Here is a 16,009-nt window from a genome sequence, read left to right as displayed (position 1 = left end):
GAGTCGTCCCTCGGGGCGGCGCCCGGTGTTTCCCCCGGCTCAACGAGCTGGGGAGACCCCAAGCCGGGGCGAGGAGGGCGAGGCATGGTGCAGAAGGCCAAGATCCTCCTGGTCGATGACCGGCCGGAGAATCTGCTGGCGCTGGAGGCCATCCTCTCTGCGCTCGATCAGACGCTGGTGCGGGCATCGTCAGGGGAAGAAGCGCTCAAAGCGCTGCTGACGGACGATTTCGCGGTCATTCTGCTGGACGTTCAGATGCCGGGAATGGACGGATTCGAGACCGCCGCGCACATCAAGCGCCGCGAACGGACCAGAGACATCCCGATCATCTTCCTGACGGCGATCAACCACGGCCCGCACCACACCTTCCGCGGTTACGCCGCGGGCGCCGTGGACTACATCTCCAAGCCGTTCGACCCCTGGGTGCTCCGGGCGAAGGTCTCCGTCTTCGTCGAGCTCTACATGAAGAACTGTCAGCTGCGGGAGCAGGCGGCTCTGCTCCGGCTCCAGCTGGAGGGTGGCGGACAAGGCGCGGGCGAGGCCAAGGAGCCGGCGGGCCTCCTCGCCGAACTGTCCGCGCGGCTCGCGGCGGTTGAGGAGCAGGCCGAGGCGCTCTCCAAGCAGCTGGACGACGAGTCGGCGGACGCTGCGGCCGTCGCCACGGCGGCCCACCTCGAGCGCAAACTCACCGGACTGCGCAGGGCGCTGGACGCCCTGGAGCCGGGTGCGGGCACCGGTTCGCCGACGCTTCCGTCCCAGAGCTAAGGGCTGTCCCGCAGTCCGCGGGGGACCGGCGCGCGGCGTCAGATGCGGTGCATCGCAAGTCGGAGAGTCGTCCTCGTGCCGGGTGTACTCGGATGGTTCGACAACGCGGCGAGGCGCCGTGGCTGTCGTCGCGCGACCGCCGGGGTTCGCGGGACTTGCCCTTAGGGCGCGTCAGGCAGCGTTCGTCCCGTCGCGACGCTCGGCGCGGCCGCTTGCGGCGTTGCCGAATCAACCGAGTGGGCCCACGGCGAGGCCGATCCGGTGCCTTGCGACGCCTCGCCTCGGCCGCAGGGCCGGGGAGACCCGTCGCACCGGCCGTCGCTGCTTGACGGGTGCACCCTGCCCGACACGGCACCAGGTCGTGTCGCGGAACCGGCGCCGGCCGCCCCAAGAGTGGGCCGGGCGGGCGTTCCCCGACACGGCGAAGCTCGCGCAGGCGCCCGCCCACTGATTGGGCGTCAGTTTCCGGGCTCGGCCGGGCCGACACGAACGGGTGAACCGGTGGTCACGCGTGTGCCCCGCCTGCCGCACCGGTAACCTCACCATCATGGCCTCACGTACGTCCGGCAAGGGTTCCCAGGGCACGGCGGGCACCGCGAAGCCGCGCGCCGGCCGTACGACCGGCGCCGCGAAGAAGGCGGCGCCCGCCAAGAAGACCGCGGCGAAGACGCCCGCGGCCGGAAAACGCGCCCCCGCCAAGAAGGCACCCGCACGCAAGTCCGCGGCGAAGAAGACCGCGCCCAGGCCGGCACCGAATCCCACCGGGGGCGTGCTGTGGCTGATCCGTGCCGTGTGGCTCGGTGTCGCCCACGCCCTCGGCGCGATGCTCCGCGGCATAGGACGCGGCGCCAAGGGGCTCGATCCGGTGCACCGCAAGGACGGGCTCGCGCTCCTGCTGCTGGCCCTCTCGCTGATCGTCGCCGCGGGCACCTGGTCCAATCTGCGCGGCCCGGTGGGCGATCTCGTGGAGATGCTCGTCACCGGCGCGTTCGGTCGGCTCGACCTGCTCGTGCCGATACTGCTCGTCGCGGTCGCCGTACGGCTGATTCTCTATCCCGAGCGGCCCGACGCCAACGGCCGGATCGTCATCGGGCTGACCGCCCTCGTCATCGGCGTGCTCGGCCAGGTCCACATCGCCTGCGGTTCACCGGGGCGCGGGGACGGCGCCGAGGCCATGCAGGACGCGGGCGGTCTGATCGGCTGGGCCGCCTCCAAGCCGCTGATCTTCATGATGACCGAGGTCCTCGCCGTACCGCTGCTGGTACTGCTCACGGTCTTCGGTCTGCTCGTCGTCACCGCCACGCCGGTCAACGCCATCCCACAGCGGACGCGCCGGCTCGGGGTCCGGCTCGGGATCCTGGAGGCGCCGTACGAGCCCGGTGGGGACGACACCGGGGAGCCGGGAGAGTACGACGAGTGGCGCGAGGCGCGGCCGGCGCGCCCCCGCGCCCCCGCGCGCCGCGACAGCGAGGTGTACGACGCCGACGGCGCGGAGGGGGCCGCGCTGTCCCGGCGCCGTCGCCGCGGGCGCTCCGCGCAGCCGGACGCCGGCCGGCCGATGGACGCGGTCGACGTCGCTGCGGCCGCCGCTGCCGCCCTGGACGGGGCTGTCCTCAACGGCATGCCGCCGTCACCCGTCGTCGCCGGTCTGACCCGCGACCTCACCGCCGACCGGGAGCGTGCCGCCGGGCCGCTGCCCGGTGCGCGGGCCGAGCGGTCCTCGGCCGCTCCGCCCGCCGCGGAGGAGAAGCAGTCCCCGTCGGGTTCCGTGCCCGACCTGACCAAGCCCGCTCCCGAGTCGCACCCCCTCCCCCCGCGGGCCGAGCAACTGCAGCTCTCCGGGGACATCACCTACGGGCTGCCCTCGCTGGACCTGCTGGAGCGCGGCGGGCCGGGCAAGAGCCGCAGCGCCGCCAACGACGCGATCGTCGCCGCACTCACGAACGTCTTCACGGAGTTCAAGGTCGACGCAGCGGTCACCGGATTCACCCGCGGTCCGACGGTCACGCGCTACGAGGTCGAGCTCGGCCCCGCGGTGAAGGTCGAGCGGATCACCGCGCTGACCAAGAACATCGCCTACGCCGTCGCGAGCCCGGACGTACGGATCATCTCGCCGATCCCCGGCAAGTCCGCCGTCGGCATCGAGATCCCGAACACCGACCGGGAGATGGTCAATCTCGGCGACGTGCTCCGACTCGCGGACGCGGCCGAGGACGACCACCCGATGCTGGTCGCGCTCGGCAAGGACGTCGAGGGCGGCTACGTCATGGCCAACCTGGCGAGGATGCCGCACATCCTGGTCGCGGGCGCCACCGGCTCCGGAAAGTCCTCCTGCATCAACTGCCTGATCACCTCCGTGATGATGCGGGCCACTCCGGAGGACGTCCGGATGGTGCTCGTCGACCCCAAGCGGGTCGAGCTCACGGCCTACGAGGGCATCCCGCACCTGATCACGCCGATCATCACCAACCCCAAGCGGGCCGCCGAGGCCCTGCAGTGGGTCGTGCGCGAGATGGACCTGCGCTACGACGACCTCGCCGCGTACGGCTTCCGGCACATCGACGACTTCAACCGCGCCGTGCGCGGCGGCCGCGTCAAGGCACCCGAGGGCAGCGAGCGCGAGCTCCAGCCCTATCCGTACCTCCTGGTGATCGTCGACGAGCTCGCGGACCTGATGATGGTCGCCGCGCGCGACGTCGAGGACGCCATCGTCCGGATCACCCAGCTGGCCCGCGCCGCCGGCATCCATCTGGTCCTGGCCACCCAGCGGCCCTCGGTCGACGTCGTCACCGGGCTGATCAAGGCCAATGTGCCCTCGCGGCTCGCCTTCGCCACCTCTTCCCTCGCCGACAGCCGGGTCATCCTGGACCAGCCGGGCGCGGAGAAGCTGATCGGCAAGGGCGACGGCCTGTTCCTGCCCATGGGGGCCGGCAAGCCCACCCGTATGCAGGGCGCCTTCGTGACGGAGGAGGAGGTCGCGGCAGTCGTCCGGCACTGCAAGGAGCAGATGGCCCCCGTCTTCCGGGACGACGTGGTCGTCGGGGCGAAGCAGAAGAAGGAGGTCGACGAGGACATCGGTGACGACCTCGACCTCCTCTGCCAGGCCGCGGAGCTGGTGGTCACCACCCAGTTCGGGTCGACGTCCATGCTCCAGCGCAAGCTCCGGGTCGGCTTCGCCAAGGCCGGCCGCCTCATGGATCTCATGGAGTCCAGGAACATCGTGGGCCCCAGCGAGGGCTCCAAGGCGCGTGACGTTCTGGTGAAACCTGATGAGCTGGATGGAGTGCTCGCGGTGATCCGTGGGGAGTCTGATTCGTAAGGGAGGGCGGGGCAACCGTTTCCCTTGGTCGTACGTCAAGTTGGATGGAGGGCGGGACATGCCCCGTGCTCCCGCCGTCCGGCCATTCCGATGGCGTACAAACTGCATCCGCCCGGTTGCCCCACCCTTTCGTACCACCCATAGACTGAACCTCCAGCAGGTGGCTACACGCTCGAAAGGCGCCCCCGTGTCCATCGGCAACTCCCCCGAAGACGCCCGTCCTTCTCTCGAAGACGACGGGCCTTCGATCGGTCGCACGCTCCAGCAGGCGCGCACCGACGCAGGCCTGACCGTCGACGAGGTCAGTACTTCCACCCGTGTGCGCGTCCCCATCGTGCAGGCGATCGAGCAGGACGACTTCTCGCGCTGCGGTGGCGATGTGTACGCGCGCGGGCACATCAGGACGCTCGCGCGCGCCGTGGGGCTGGATCCGGACCCTCTCGTCGCGCGTTACGACGCCGAGCACGGCGGCCGTCCCTCACCGACCCCCGCGGCCCCGCTCTTCGAGGCGGAACGTATCCGCCCCGAGCGCAGGCGCCCCAACTGGACCGCCGCGATGGTGGCGGCGATCGTCGCCGTCATCGGTTTCGTCGGCTTCACCCTCTTCGGCGGCTCCGACGGCACCAACGGCACCAAGCAGGTCGCCGAGGGCTCCTCGCCCGAGAGGAACAGCCCCAAGCCGTCCCCGGCCAAGCCGGTGGCGCCGAAGCCCGATGCCTCCGAGAGCGCGATTGCCGCCGTCCCGCAGGACAAGGTGACGGTGAAGCTGACGGCGGTCGACGACAAGAGCTGGATCTCCGCCAAGTCCGCCAACGGCAAGCTGCTCTTCGACGGACTGCTCCTCGCGGGCGAGTCCAAGACCTTCCAGGACGACGAGCGGCTGGACCTCATTCTCGGCAACGCCGGCGCGATCGAGCTGTTCGTGAACGGCAAGAAGATCGAGGACAGGTTCGAGAACGGTCAGGTCGAGCGGCTGTCCTATGCCAAGGGCGACCCCGAGGCCGGCTGACCCGGAAGGGCCGGGACCGGCCGGATATCGACCATCCACCGCCCGTACCCCGGGCGGCAACCCTCGCGGACCGGGCGTGGGCCAGGACAAAGTAGTCTTGAGCCCATGCCCGAACGCCGTACCGTCGCCCTTGTCACTCTTGGCTGCGCCCGTAACGAGGTGGACTCGGAGGAGCTCGCAGGCCGCCTGGCAGCGGACGGCTGGGAGCTCGTCGAGGAAGCCGCCGACGCGGATGTCGCAGTCGTCAACACCTGCGGCTTCGTCGAGGCCGCCAAGAAGGACTCCGTCGACGCCCTGCTCGAGGCCAACGACCTCAAGGACCACGGGAAGACCCAGGCCGTCGTCGCGGTCGGCTGCATGGCCGAGCGCTACGGCAAGGAACTCGCCGAGGCCCTGCCCGAGGCCGACGGCGTGCTGGGCTTCGACGACTACGCCGACATCTCCGACCGCCTCCGGACCATCCTGAGCGGCGGCATCCACGCCTCCCACACGCCGCGCGACCGCCGCAAGCTGCTGCCGATCAGCCCGGCGGACCGCCAGGGCGCCGAAGTGGCCCTCCCCGGGCACGCCCAGGCCCCGCAGGACGTGCCCGCCGACCTCCCCGAGGGCCTGGCGCCCGCCTCCGGGCCGCGCGCCCCCCTGCGCCGCAGGCTCGACACCAGTCCGGTCGCCTCGGTGAAGCTCGCCTCCGGCTGCGACCGGCGCTGCTCGTTCTGCGCGATCCCGTCCTTCCGCGGGTCCTTCGTCTCCCGGCGGCCGAGCGACGTCCTGGGTGAGACCCGCTGGCTCGCCGAACAGGGCGTGAAGGAGATCATGCTGGTCTCCGAGAACAACACCTCGTACGGCAAGGACCTCGGCGACATCCGGCTGCTGGAGACGCTGCTGCCCGAGCTCGCGGCCGTCGACGGCATCGAGCGGGTGCGGGTCAGCTATCTGCAGCCCGCCGAGATGCGCCCCGGACTGATCGACGTCCTGACGTCCATCGAGAAGGTCGCACCCTATTTCGATCTCTCGTTCCAGCACAGCGCCCCCGGCGTGCTGCGCGCCATGCGGCGTTTCGGCGACACCGAGCGGTTCCTGGAGCTGCTCGAGACCATCCGCGGCAAGGCCCCGGAGGCCGGTGTCCGGTCCAATTTCATCGTCGGGTTCCCGGGCGAGGGCGAGGCGGACTTCGCCGAGCTGGAGCGCTTCCTCACCGAGGCGAGGCTCGACGCCATCGGCGTCTTCGGCTACTCCGACGAGGAGGGCACCGAGGCCGCCGGCTACGAGCGCAAGCTCGACCAGGACGTCGTCGACGCGCGCCTGGCACATCTGTCCCGGCTCGCCGAGGAGCTGACCGCCCAGCGGGCCGAGGAGCGCATGGGGGAGACCCTGCACGTCCTCGTCGAGTCCGTGGACGACGAGGACGGCGCCGTGGGCCGTGCCGCGCACCAGGCGCCCGAGACCGACGGGCAGGTGGTCTTCACGACTGCCGTCGGGTTGGCACCCGGACGTATGGTCGAAGCGAAGGTCGTCGGTACGGAGGGCGTCGACCTCATGGCCGACGTGGTTTCGGAGTGTCGTGAGGAGGCGGGCAGATGACCGGAGCGCCGGCATCCGCAGCGGGCGGGACCGGGAGGCCGGCGCCCGGCGGGAAGCTGGGCGCTGCGGCCGTCGACGAGGCCAGCCTGTGGAACATCGCCAACATCCTCACCATGGTGCGGCTGCTGCTCGTGCCCGGGTTCGTGGTGCTGCTGCTCATGGACGGCGGACACGACCCGGTCTGGCGGGCCTGGGCCTGGGCCGCCTTCGCCGTCGCCATGATCACCGACGTTTTCGACGGGCATCTGGCGCGTACGTACAACCTGGTCACGGACTTCGGGAAGATCGCGGACCCGATCGCCGACAAGGCGATCATGGCCGCCGGCCTGATCTGTCTGTCGGGGCTCGGGGATCTGCCCTGGTGGGTGACCGGAGTGATCCTCTTCCGCGAGCTGGGGATCACTCTGATGCGCTTCTGGGTGATCCGCCACGGAGTGATCCCGGCAAGCCGCGGCGGCAAGCTGAAGACCCTGGCGCAGGGCACCGCGGTCGGCATGTACGTGCTCGTGCTGACCGGCCCGCTGGCCACCCTGCGCTGGTGGGTGATGGCCGCGGCGGTCTTCCTGACCGTCGTGACGGGGCTGGACTACGTGCGTCAGGCGGTGGTCCTGCGGCGCCGGGGCCTCGCCGCTGAGCGGTCCGCCGGGCGGGACCGCGCGGAGTCCTCTCGATGAGCGCGGAGTCGCCGCGATGAGCTTGAGCAGCAGTGCCGCCGGAGTGCTCGCCCTTCTCGGGGAACGCGGTGAGACCCTGGCTGTGGCGGAGTCCCTGACGGGCGGTCTCGTGGCCGCGGAGCTGACCTCCGTTCCCGGGGCGTCGAAGAGCTTCCTGGGCTCCGTGACGGCCTACGCGACCGGCCTCAAGCGGGATCTCCTGGGGGTCGACGGGGCCCTGCTCGCCGAGTGCGGCGCGGTGCACCCGGAGGTCGCGGCCCAGATGGCCGCGGGCGTGCGGGCCCGGATGGAGGCCGCCTGGGGCATCGCGACCACCGGTGTCGCGGGGCCCGACCCCCAGGACGGACAGCCCGTGGGCACGGTGTTCGTCGCGGTCGCGGGCCCCCGCGGCACCCGGAAAGTGGCGCGGCTGAGATTGAACGGCGACCGCTCGGAAATCCGTAGAGAGAGTGTCCGGAGCGTGCTGGAACTGCTCGCCGGCGAACTCTCGGGTAAGGAGCGGGCACAGGATACGGAACAGAACGGGGGGAATTGATGTTTGCAGCCCTGAGTGAACACGACATCGCTCCCCGCACGGCCGCAGCGCGAGGCGGTACGGTGGGGCGTGAAGGATGCGGCTACGCGGTCCGAGGAGGGAGCCACCGATGATTCTGCTCCGTCGCCTGCTGGGTGACGTGCTGCGTCGGCAGCGCCAGCGCCAGGGCCGTACTCTGCGCGAAGTCTCCTCGTCCGCCCGAGTCTCTCTCGGCTATCTCTCCGAGGTGGAGCGGGGGCAGAAGGAGGCTTCCTCCGAACTGCTCTCCGCGATCTGCGACGCGCTTGACGTACGGATGTCCGAGCTCATGCGGGAAGTGAGCGACGAGCTGTCGCTCGCCGAGCTGGCCGAGTCGGCAGCGGCGAGCGAGCCGGTGTCGGCGCCGGTACGGCCGCTCAATTCCGTGTCCGTGACATCGGTCGCGGGCGTGCCGACGGAACGGGTGACGATCAAGGCGCCGGCGGAAGCGGTGGACGTCGTCGCCGCCTGATCTCCACGTGTGAGCCCCGGTCGGGTGGGTACCCGACCGGGGCTTCTCTTTTCCCCGAATAACCGTTTTGTTCCATCTGTGCCATGGTGGAGAACGGTGTCACCGAACGGAGGTCGCTATGTCTGCGGTGAAGAGCCCGCTGCCCGAGGACGCGCGCAAGATCACCGGTGAGGCCCTGCAGGGCGCGCTGGTCGACCTGGTCGATCTGGGGCTCATGGCCAAGCAGGTCCACTGGAACGTCGTCGGGCCCCGCTTCCGCTCCGTTCACCTCCAGCTGGACGAGGTCGTGGCCACAGCGCGGCAGCACTCCGACGTCGTGGCCGAGCGCGCCTCCGCCATCGGGGTCGCACCCGACGGCCGTGCCTCGACCGTCGCCTCGGCCAGCGCCATCGGCAAGGTCCCGGACGGCTGGATCCAGGACACCGACGTGGTCAGCACCATGGTGAAATCGCTGACCGCGGTGATCGAACGGATGCGTGAGCGCATCCAGGCCACGGACGAGCCGGATCCGGTGAGCCAGGACATCCTCATCTCGCTCACGGCCGACCTCGAGAAGCACGCGTGGATGTTCCAGGCGGAGAGCGTCTAGCCGTGGGCATACCCGGAGCCTCCTCCGGGGCCGCCGCCGCGGCCGGACGGAACATCACGACGAGGCGGATGCGCGGGCGCATGGCCCGGAGCACGAACCCCTGGGGCGCCTGGCGCATACGCTGCGGGCGCGCCGCGTGTGCAACCGGTGCGCCCTCCCGCCGTGTGATCGGTCCGGTCTAGCGTCGACCGGAGGAGGCGGCCATGGTGAGGCGATGGGTCCTGCTGCCGGTGCTCGCACTGGGCGCACTGTGGTGGTGGGCCGTGCTGCGGCTGGCGCTGGTGCCGGAGCATGCGGGACTCGTCGAGGGGGCAGTGGCGGCGGGCGGGTGGGGGCTCAGCCTGTTGCCGGTGCATGTTGCGTCGCGGGCCGGGGGGGGCCGGTAGGGCCGGGGGAACGACCACGGCTACCACGGCATCGCGACGCCCCCGTTCGGCCGGAGGATCTGGCCCGTCGTGAACGATGACGCGTCGGAGGCGAGGTGCAGTACCGCATGGGCGATGTCCGCGGGCTCACCGACCCGGCCGAGCGGTGAGATCCTGGCCATGGCCGCCTCCACCCGCCGTTGCGAGTTGGCGTCGTGGCGGCCCGTCATGGGGGTGCGCACCCAGCCCGGCGCGACGGCGTTGACCCGGATCGCATGCCCGCCGAGTTCGGCGGCGAGGGTCTTGGTGAGCTGGACGACGGCCGCCTTGGCGGCGCTGTAGCACAGCAGGCCCGGATTCGCTGCGTCCACGGCGCTGGACGCCATGGTGATGATCGATCCCGGCACACCGGCGTCGATCATCGAGCGGGCGGCGGCCTGGCAGGCGTACAGAACGCCCTTGAAGTTGACCGCGAGGACCCGGTCGAGGTCCTCTTCCCTGGTCTCCAGGACGGGGCTGGAGTGCATGATGCCGGCGACGGCGGCCAGAACGTGCGGGGGGCCGGAGGCCGAGACGGCGGCCGCCATCGCCGTGTCGAGCGCGGCGCGGTCGCTCACGTCGACGAGGTGGGGGTGCGCCGTGCCGCCCGCGTCCTCGATCGCCGTAAGGGTCTGGGCGAGGTCCTTCTCGGCCACGTCCGCACAGTGCACGGTGGCACCCGCATCGGCGAGCAGAACGGCGGTGGCGCGGCCGATGCCGCTCGCGGCACCGGTGACGAACGCGGTGCGGCCGGTGAGGTCGTACGCGGTGACGGGCATGCCGGGACGGTACGACCGTTCCTGACGGACCGTCAATTCATTGGGCGGTGCGGGACCGTGCTCGGGTCGGCGTTCTCGGGCCGGGCCGGGCGTCCCCGCGCGGGCGGCGAAGCGGTGGTGGGGCGTCGCGCGGTGAGGGTGGTGGCGTGCCGTCAGGGTGCGGGCCCGGACTGGCAGCCCGGGCACCAGTAGGAGACCCGGTCGTCCCGGCCGGCCTTGCGGATCGCGGTACCGCAGCGCAGACACGGATGGCCTTGGCGCCCGTACACGAACAGGCGCTGCTCGCCCGGACGGAGCGGGCCGCGGCGCCGGTCGTCCCCGGGGCCGTCGGCGTTTCCGCCGGGCGTGGTGCGCCGGTCGAAAGTGCCCTTGTTGAGCTCCAGCAGTCGCCGGGCCGTGGCGACGAGGCGCTCGGGAACGCCCGAGGGCAGGTCGCCGATCGGGAGCCACGGAGTGACCCGGGCGAGGAAGGCCAGCTCCGACTTGTAGACGTTGCCGATTCCCGCAAGGTTGCGCTGGTCGAGCAGTGCCTCGCCGATCGGGCGCGCGGGGTCGGCGAGCAGGTTGCGCACGGCCGTCTCCGGATCCCAGTCGGAGCCCAGCAGATCCGGGCCGAGATGGCTCACGGCCCGGTCCTCGTCCCGTGTGCGCAGCAGTTCCAGCACGGGAAGGCGGTAGCCGACGGCCGTGCGGTCGGCATTGCCGAGGACGGCCCGGATCTGATGGTTCGGGCCGCCGCGCCAGCGCTCGCCTGCGGCGAAGACGCGCCAGGAGCCGCCCATCCGCAGGTGGGAGTGGAGGGTGAGCCCGCCCTCGATGCGGGTGAGCAGATGCTTGCCCCGGGCCGTGACGTTCAGCACCTCCCGGCCGGTGAGATCGGCGGTGGCGAACCGGGGCACCCTGAGGTCGGAGAGGGTCAGCGTCCGTCCGGCCAGGGCGGCGTGCAGCTTCCGGGCGGTCAGCCAGACGGTGTCTCCTTCGGGCATGTCTCCATGATGCGCGACGGGGGTCCTGGCGACGCCGCGGCATCATGGGCCGGCGCTCGCTCCGGCCGCCCGAGTGGGCGGCCCCGGCGGGCCGGGAGCAAGACCGGGCGCTCTCGTCGCGCGCACGGATGGTGCACGCCGGCGGGTCCGTCCGCCTTGGCCGTCCTTTGCGCGCGTACCGGAGCCCCTCCCGGGGCAGGCGGCCGTGACCGCCCGGTCCGCCGCGGCGCCCGTATCCGGTGTCAGGCCCGTATGCGCAGGCCGCGGGGAGTGGCGTGGAAGCCGGTCTCCTCCAGCGGGCGGGCGAGCGGCGAGGTCAGTGCCGCCGCGCCGTTGATCCGCTCGACCGTGATCGTGCCGAGCGTCCCCGCCCTGCCCGCTTCGGCGAGCGCCTCCGCCGCCGCCCGAAGTGCCGGATCGTCCGGCTCGGCGGGCCAGGACAGCAAGGTCTTCCCGCCGCGCTCCATGTAGAGCGTGAGTTCCCCGTCGACCAGTACGACGAGCGACCCTGCCTTGCGGCCCGGTTTGTGGCTCGCGCCGTCGGGCGGCTCGGGCCAGGACAGTGCCGCTCCGTACGCGTTGGCCGGGTCGGCGGCCGCCAGGACCAACGCACGCGGTGCGGTGTGTCCGTCGGCGCGCTCGCGTGCGCCGGCCGCGGCCCTCAGCCGGTCCACCGCGCCGTCCATCGCGAACTGGGCGGCCCCGAGTCCTTCGACGACGTAGCCGCGCCGGGCCTGCCCGCTGTCCTCGAAGGCGGACAGGACGCGGTACGTCGCCGAGAATCCGCCCTCGACACCTTCGGCCGCGACCGCGCCCCGGGTGACGACGCCATGGCGGTCCAGCAGCGTACGGGCCAGGGCGTGGGCGCGGTGCGTGGGGTCGGGCTCCTGCCCGGGAAGCAGGGACCAGCGTCCGGAGACGGTGGGCGGACCGCTGCGCGACGCGGTTCTGGCGGCTGCCGTCAACGAGCCGTACCGTCCGCGCGGCACCGTGCGGCGGGCGCGGTGTGCCGTGGAACCCGTAGTCCGGCCGGACCCCAGGAGCGAGCGCAGGGGCGCCAGGGTGTCGTTGGTGAGCCGGCCCGACCAGGCCAGGTCCCACAGGGCGTCGGCCAGCTCGGGGTCGGTGGCCTCGGGATGCGTCGTCGCCCGCACCTGGTCCGCGATCTGGCGGAAGAACAGGCCGTAGCCTCCGGAGAGGGCCGAGAGCACCGATTCGTGCAGTGCCGCCGGCTCCAGCGGGTGGGGTTGCGGCAGCAGCAGTGGGGCGGCGTCCGCGAGATAGAGCGAGACCCAGCCGTCCTTGCCGGGCAGGGCCCCGGCTCCGGCCCACAGCACCTCGCCCGTCGTGGTCAGCTCGTCGAGCATGCCCGGCGAGTACCCGGCCACCCGGGACGGGAGGATCAGCTTCTCCAGCGCGGAGGCGGGCACGGGGGCGCCCTGGAGCTGCTCGACGGCACGGGCAAGCCCGTCGATGCCGCGGAGGCCGTTGTTCCCCAGGTGCTGCCACTGGGGCAGGAACGTCGCGAGCGCGGCGGGTGGCACCGGCTCCAGTTCCTCGCGGAGTGCGGCGAGGGAACGGCGCCGCAGCCGGCGCAGCACCGCGGCGTCGCACCACTCCTGACCGATGCCCGACGGATGGAACTCGCCCTGGACGACCCGCCCGGCTCCGGCCAGCCGCTGCAGTGCCCCGTCCGTGACGGCCGCGCCCAGCCCGAACCGTGCGGCCGCCTGCGACGAGGTGAACGGCCCGCGTGTGCGGGCGAAACGGGCCAGCAGATCGCCGAGCGGATCCTTCACCGGCTCCGTGAACGCCTCGGGGACGCCCACCGGGAGCGCCGTGCCCAGTGCGTCTCTGAGGCGCCCCGCGTCCTCGATCGCCGCCCAGTGGTCGTCGCCGGCGATCCGTACCCGGATGGCGCGGCGGGTTCCCGCGAGCTCCTCGGGCCAGTGGGGGTCGGCGCCGCGCTCGGTCAGCTCCTCGGTCGTGAGCGGTCCGAGGACCCGCAGCAGGTCCGCGACGCCCTCCACGTCCTTGACCCGGCGGTCGTCGGTGAGCCACTGGAGCTCCTGCTCCAGCTCACTCAGGACGTCCGCGTCGAGCAGTTCGCGCAGTTCCGCCCGGCCCAGCAGCTCGGCGAGCAGCCGGGAGTCCAGCGAGAGTGCGGCGGCCCGGCGCTCTGCGAGGGGAGAGTCCCCCTCGTACAGGAACTGGGCCACATAGCCGAAGAGGAGGGAGCGGGCGAAGGGGGACGGCTCGGGGGTGGTGACCTCGACCAGCCGCACCCTGCGGGACTCGATGTCGCCCATCAGCTCCTCGAGCCCGGGGACGTCGAACACGTCCTGGAGGCACTCCCGCACGGCCTCGAGGACGATCGGGAACGAGCCGAACTCACTGGCCACCTGGAGCAGCTGAGCCGCGCGCTGACGCTGCTGCCACAGGGGCGTCCGCTTGCCGGGGTTGCGGCGCGGCAACAGCAGGGCGCGTGCCGCGCACTCGCGGAAGCGGGAGGCGAACAGCGCGGATCCGCCCACCTGGTCGGTGACGATCTGGCCGACCTCGCCCTTGTCGAAAAGGGTGTCGGCGGCGGCGACCGGGGCCTGTTCACCGTCGTACGAGGTGCCGAGGTGGACCGGGTCCTGGTCCAGCAGGTCCAGGCCCATCAGCTCGGCGTCGGGGAGCCGCAGCACGATCCCGTCGTCCGCGTGCATGACCTGGGCGTCCATGCCGTGCCGCTCGGAGAGGCGTGCGCCCAGCGCCAGCGCCCAGGGTGCGTGGACCTGGGCACCGAACGGCGAGTGCACCACGACCCGCCAGTCGCCCAGCTCGTCACGGAACCGCTCGACGACGATCGTGCGGTCGTCGGGCACATGCCCGCAGGCCCGGCGCTGCTCGTCGAGGTACGACAGGACGTTCGCGGCGGCCCAGTCGTCGAGACCGGCGGTCGTCAGCCGCAACCGTGCGTCGTTCTCGGGAAGTGATCCGACCTCGCGGAGGAAGGCGCCCACCGCGCGGCCCAGTTCGAGCGGCCGGCCCAGCTGGTCGCCCTTCCAGAACGGCAGCCGGCCGGGAACCCCGGGCGCGGGGGAGACGAGCACCCGGTCGCGGGTGATGTCCTCGATCCGCCAGGAGGTCGTGCCCAGGGTGAAGACGTCGCCGACCCGGGACTCGTACACCATCTCCTCGTCGAGCTCGCCGACCCGTCCGCCGCCCTTCTTGGGGTCCGCCCCGGCCAGGAACACGCCGAACAGCCCGCGGTCCGGGATCGTGCCGCCCGAGGTGACGGCGAGCCGCTGGGCTCCGGGACGCCCCGTGATCGTCCCGGCGACCCGGTCCCACACCACACGGGGGCGCAGCTCCGCGAACGCGTCGGACGGATACCGCCCGGCCAGCATGTCCAGCACCGCCGTGAACGCCGACTCCGGCAAGGAGGCGAAGGGTGCGGCGCGCCGCACCACGGTCAGCAGGTCGTCGAACTGCCAGGTGTCGAGGGCGACCATGGCGACCAGCTGCTGGGCCAGCACGTCCAGCGGATTGGCCGGGATGCGGAGCGACTCGATCGAACCCGTGCGCATCCGCTCGGTGACGACGGCGGCCTGGACCAGATCTCCCCGGTACTTGGGGAAGACGACGCCCGTGGAGACCGCGCCCACCTGGTGCCCGGCGCGGCCGACCCGCTGCAGACCGGAGGCGACCGACGGCGGGGACTCGACCTGGACGACCAGATCCACCGCGCCCATGTCGATACCCAGCTCCAGGCTGGACGTCGCGACGACGGCGGGCAGCCGGCCCGCCTTCAGGTCCTCCTCGACGAGGGCACGCTGCTCCTTGGAGACCGAGCCGTGGTGAGCGCGGGCGAGCAGCGGCGGCGCGCCCTGCGCCGCTCCGGACTGCGCCATGATCTCCGCCGGCGGTGCGCCCTCGGGCAGCGGCTCTCCCACGGCCCGCTCGTACGCGATCTCGTTGAGGCGGTTGCACAGCCGCTCCGCGAGACGCCGGGAGTTCGCGAAGACGATCGTCGAGCGGTGCGCCTGCACGAGATCGGCGATCCGCTCCTCCACCTGAGGCCAGATCGACGGCTTCTCGCCGGGGCCGTCCGGCTCGGATGCCGGGGAACCGCCGAGCTCGCCCATATCCTCGACCGGGACGACGACGGACAGGTCGAACTCCTTGCCGGACGGCGGCTGGACGATCTCCGCCCTGCGCCGCGGCGACAGATAGCGCGCCACCTCGTCCACCGGCCGGACGGTCGCCGAGAGGCCGATCCGCCGGGCCGGCCGGGGCAGCACCTCGTCCAGCCGCTCCAGGGACAGCGCCAGGTGCGCGCCGCGCTTGGTGCCCGCGACCGCGTGCACCTCGTCCAGGATCACCGTCTCGATGCCGCTCAGCGCCTCGCGGGTGGACGACGTGAGCATCAGGAACAGCGACTCGGGGGTGGTGATCAGGATGTCCGGCGGACGGTTCGCCAGCGCCCGCCGCTCGGCCGCGGGTGTGTCACCGGACCGGATGCCGACACGCACCTCGGGCTCGGGCAGCCCGAGCCGCACGGCCTCCTGCCGGATGCCGGTCAGCGGGCTGCGGAGATTGCGCTCGACGTCGACCGCGAGGGCCTTCAGCGGCGACACGTAGAGCACGCGGCAGCGCTTCTTCACGTCCGCCGGAGGCGGGGCGGACGTCAGACCGTCGAGGGCGGCCAGGAACGCGGCGAGGGTCTTCCCGGAACCGGTCGGGGCGACGACCAGCACGTCCGAGCCGCGGCCGATCGCCTGCCACGCGCCCTCCTGTGCCGCGGTGGGCGCGCTGAAAGCCCCCCTGAACCAGCCGCGGGTCGCGGGGGCGAAGCTGTCGAGTGCGCTGCCGACCATGACACCCATCGTG

At 72.1% G+C, this 16,009-nt stretch carries 11 protein-coding genes and 1 pseudogene; 9 read left to right on the top strand and 3 right to left on the bottom strand.

The features are described from left to right. Positions 1-84: 84 nt before the first annotated feature. The 9 genes and pseudogenes from FEF34_RS09435 (at position 85) to FEF34_RS09390 (ending at position 9,421) form a co-directional block, all read left to right on the top strand. Positions 85-765: a response regulator gene (locus tag FEF34_RS09435; RefSeq protein WP_138052756.1), complete on the top strand. Its 681-nt coding sequence runs from the start codon at positions 85-87 to the stop codon at positions 763-765. 547 nt (positions 766-1,312) lie between these two features. Then, positions 1,313-4,084, top strand: coding sequence for a DNA translocase FtsK (locus FEF34_RS09425; RefSeq protein WP_171052886.1), 2,772 nt, complete (start codon positions 1,313-1,315; stop codon positions 4,082-4,084). A gap of 187 nt (positions 4,085-4,271) precedes the next feature. Further along, the gene (locus FEF34_RS09420; RefSeq protein ID WP_138057381.1) at positions 4,272-5,093 is read left to right on the top strand and encodes a helix-turn-helix domain-containing protein; all 822 of its coding nucleotides are present in this window, start codon (positions 4,272-4,274) and stop codon (positions 5,091-5,093) included. Positions 5,094-5,198: 105 nt separating this feature from the next. Beyond that, complete coding sequence (gene rimO, locus FEF34_RS09415) at positions 5,199-6,674, top strand: 30S ribosomal protein S12 methylthiotransferase RimO (protein WP_138052753.1); 1,476 nt, start codon at positions 5,199-5,201, stop codon at positions 6,672-6,674. Continuing rightward, positions 6,671-7,348 (top strand): CDP-diacylglycerol--glycerol-3-phosphate 3-phosphatidyltransferase, encoded by a 678-nt coding sequence (gene pgsA, locus FEF34_RS09410; RefSeq protein WP_138052752.1) that lies wholly within the window; start codon positions 6,671-6,673, stop codon positions 7,346-7,348. Before rimO ends, pgsA begins: the two co-directional genes overlap by 4 nt. A gap of 16 nt (positions 7,349-7,364) precedes the next feature. Then, the gene (locus tag FEF34_RS09405; protein WP_138052751.1) at positions 7,365-7,883 is read left to right on the top strand and encodes a CinA family protein; all 519 of its coding nucleotides are present in this window, start codon (positions 7,365-7,367) and stop codon (positions 7,881-7,883) included. A gap of 109 nt (positions 7,884-7,992) precedes the next feature. Next, the gene (locus tag FEF34_RS09400) at positions 7,993-8,373 is read left to right on the top strand and encodes a helix-turn-helix domain-containing protein (protein WP_017949992.1); all 381 of its coding nucleotides are present in this window, start codon (positions 7,993-7,995) and stop codon (positions 8,371-8,373) included. A 118-nt stretch (positions 8,374-8,491) separates the two neighbouring features. Beyond that, positions 8,492-8,962 (top strand): Dps family protein, encoded by a 471-nt coding sequence (locus FEF34_RS09395; RefSeq protein WP_171052885.1) that lies wholly within the window; start codon positions 8,492-8,494, stop codon positions 8,960-8,962. Positions 8,963-9,165: 203 nt separating this feature from the next. Further along, positions 9,166-9,421: pseudogene (locus FEF34_RS09390) on the top strand (hypothetical protein). On the opposite strand, the gene FEF34_RS09385 reads toward FEF34_RS09390, so the two are convergent. From FEF34_RS09385 to FEF34_RS09375, 3 genes are all read right to left on the bottom strand, one after another. Then, the gene (locus tag FEF34_RS09385; protein ID WP_138052749.1) at positions 9,369-10,145 is read right to left on the bottom strand and encodes an SDR family NAD(P)-dependent oxidoreductase; all 777 of its coding nucleotides are present in this window, start codon (positions 10,143-10,145) and stop codon (positions 9,369-9,371) included. The pseudogene FEF34_RS09390 and the gene FEF34_RS09385 overlap by 53 nt on opposite strands. Before the next feature lie 152 nt (positions 10,146-10,297). After that, positions 10,298-11,131, bottom strand: a complete 834-nt coding sequence (locus FEF34_RS09380; RefSeq protein WP_138052748.1) for an Fpg/Nei family DNA glycosylase — start codon at positions 11,129-11,131, stop codon at positions 10,298-10,300. A 242-nt stretch (positions 11,132-11,373) separates the two neighbouring features. Continuing rightward, positions 11,374-15,996 carry an ATP-dependent helicase gene (locus FEF34_RS09375; protein WP_138052747.1) on the bottom strand — a complete coding sequence of 1,541 codons (4,623 nt, stop codon included), beginning with the start codon at positions 15,994-15,996 and terminating at the stop codon, positions 11,374-11,376. Positions 15,997-16,009: the final 13 nt, after the last annotated feature.

The sequence above is a fragment of the Streptomyces marianii genome (genome assembly GCF_005795905.1).
Taxonomy (GTDB): Bacteria; Actinomycetota; Actinomycetes; order Streptomycetales; family Streptomycetaceae; genus Streptomyces; species Streptomyces marianii.
Note: the sequence above shows the minus strand (reverse complement) of the source record. Positions and strands in the feature narration are given on the sequence as shown.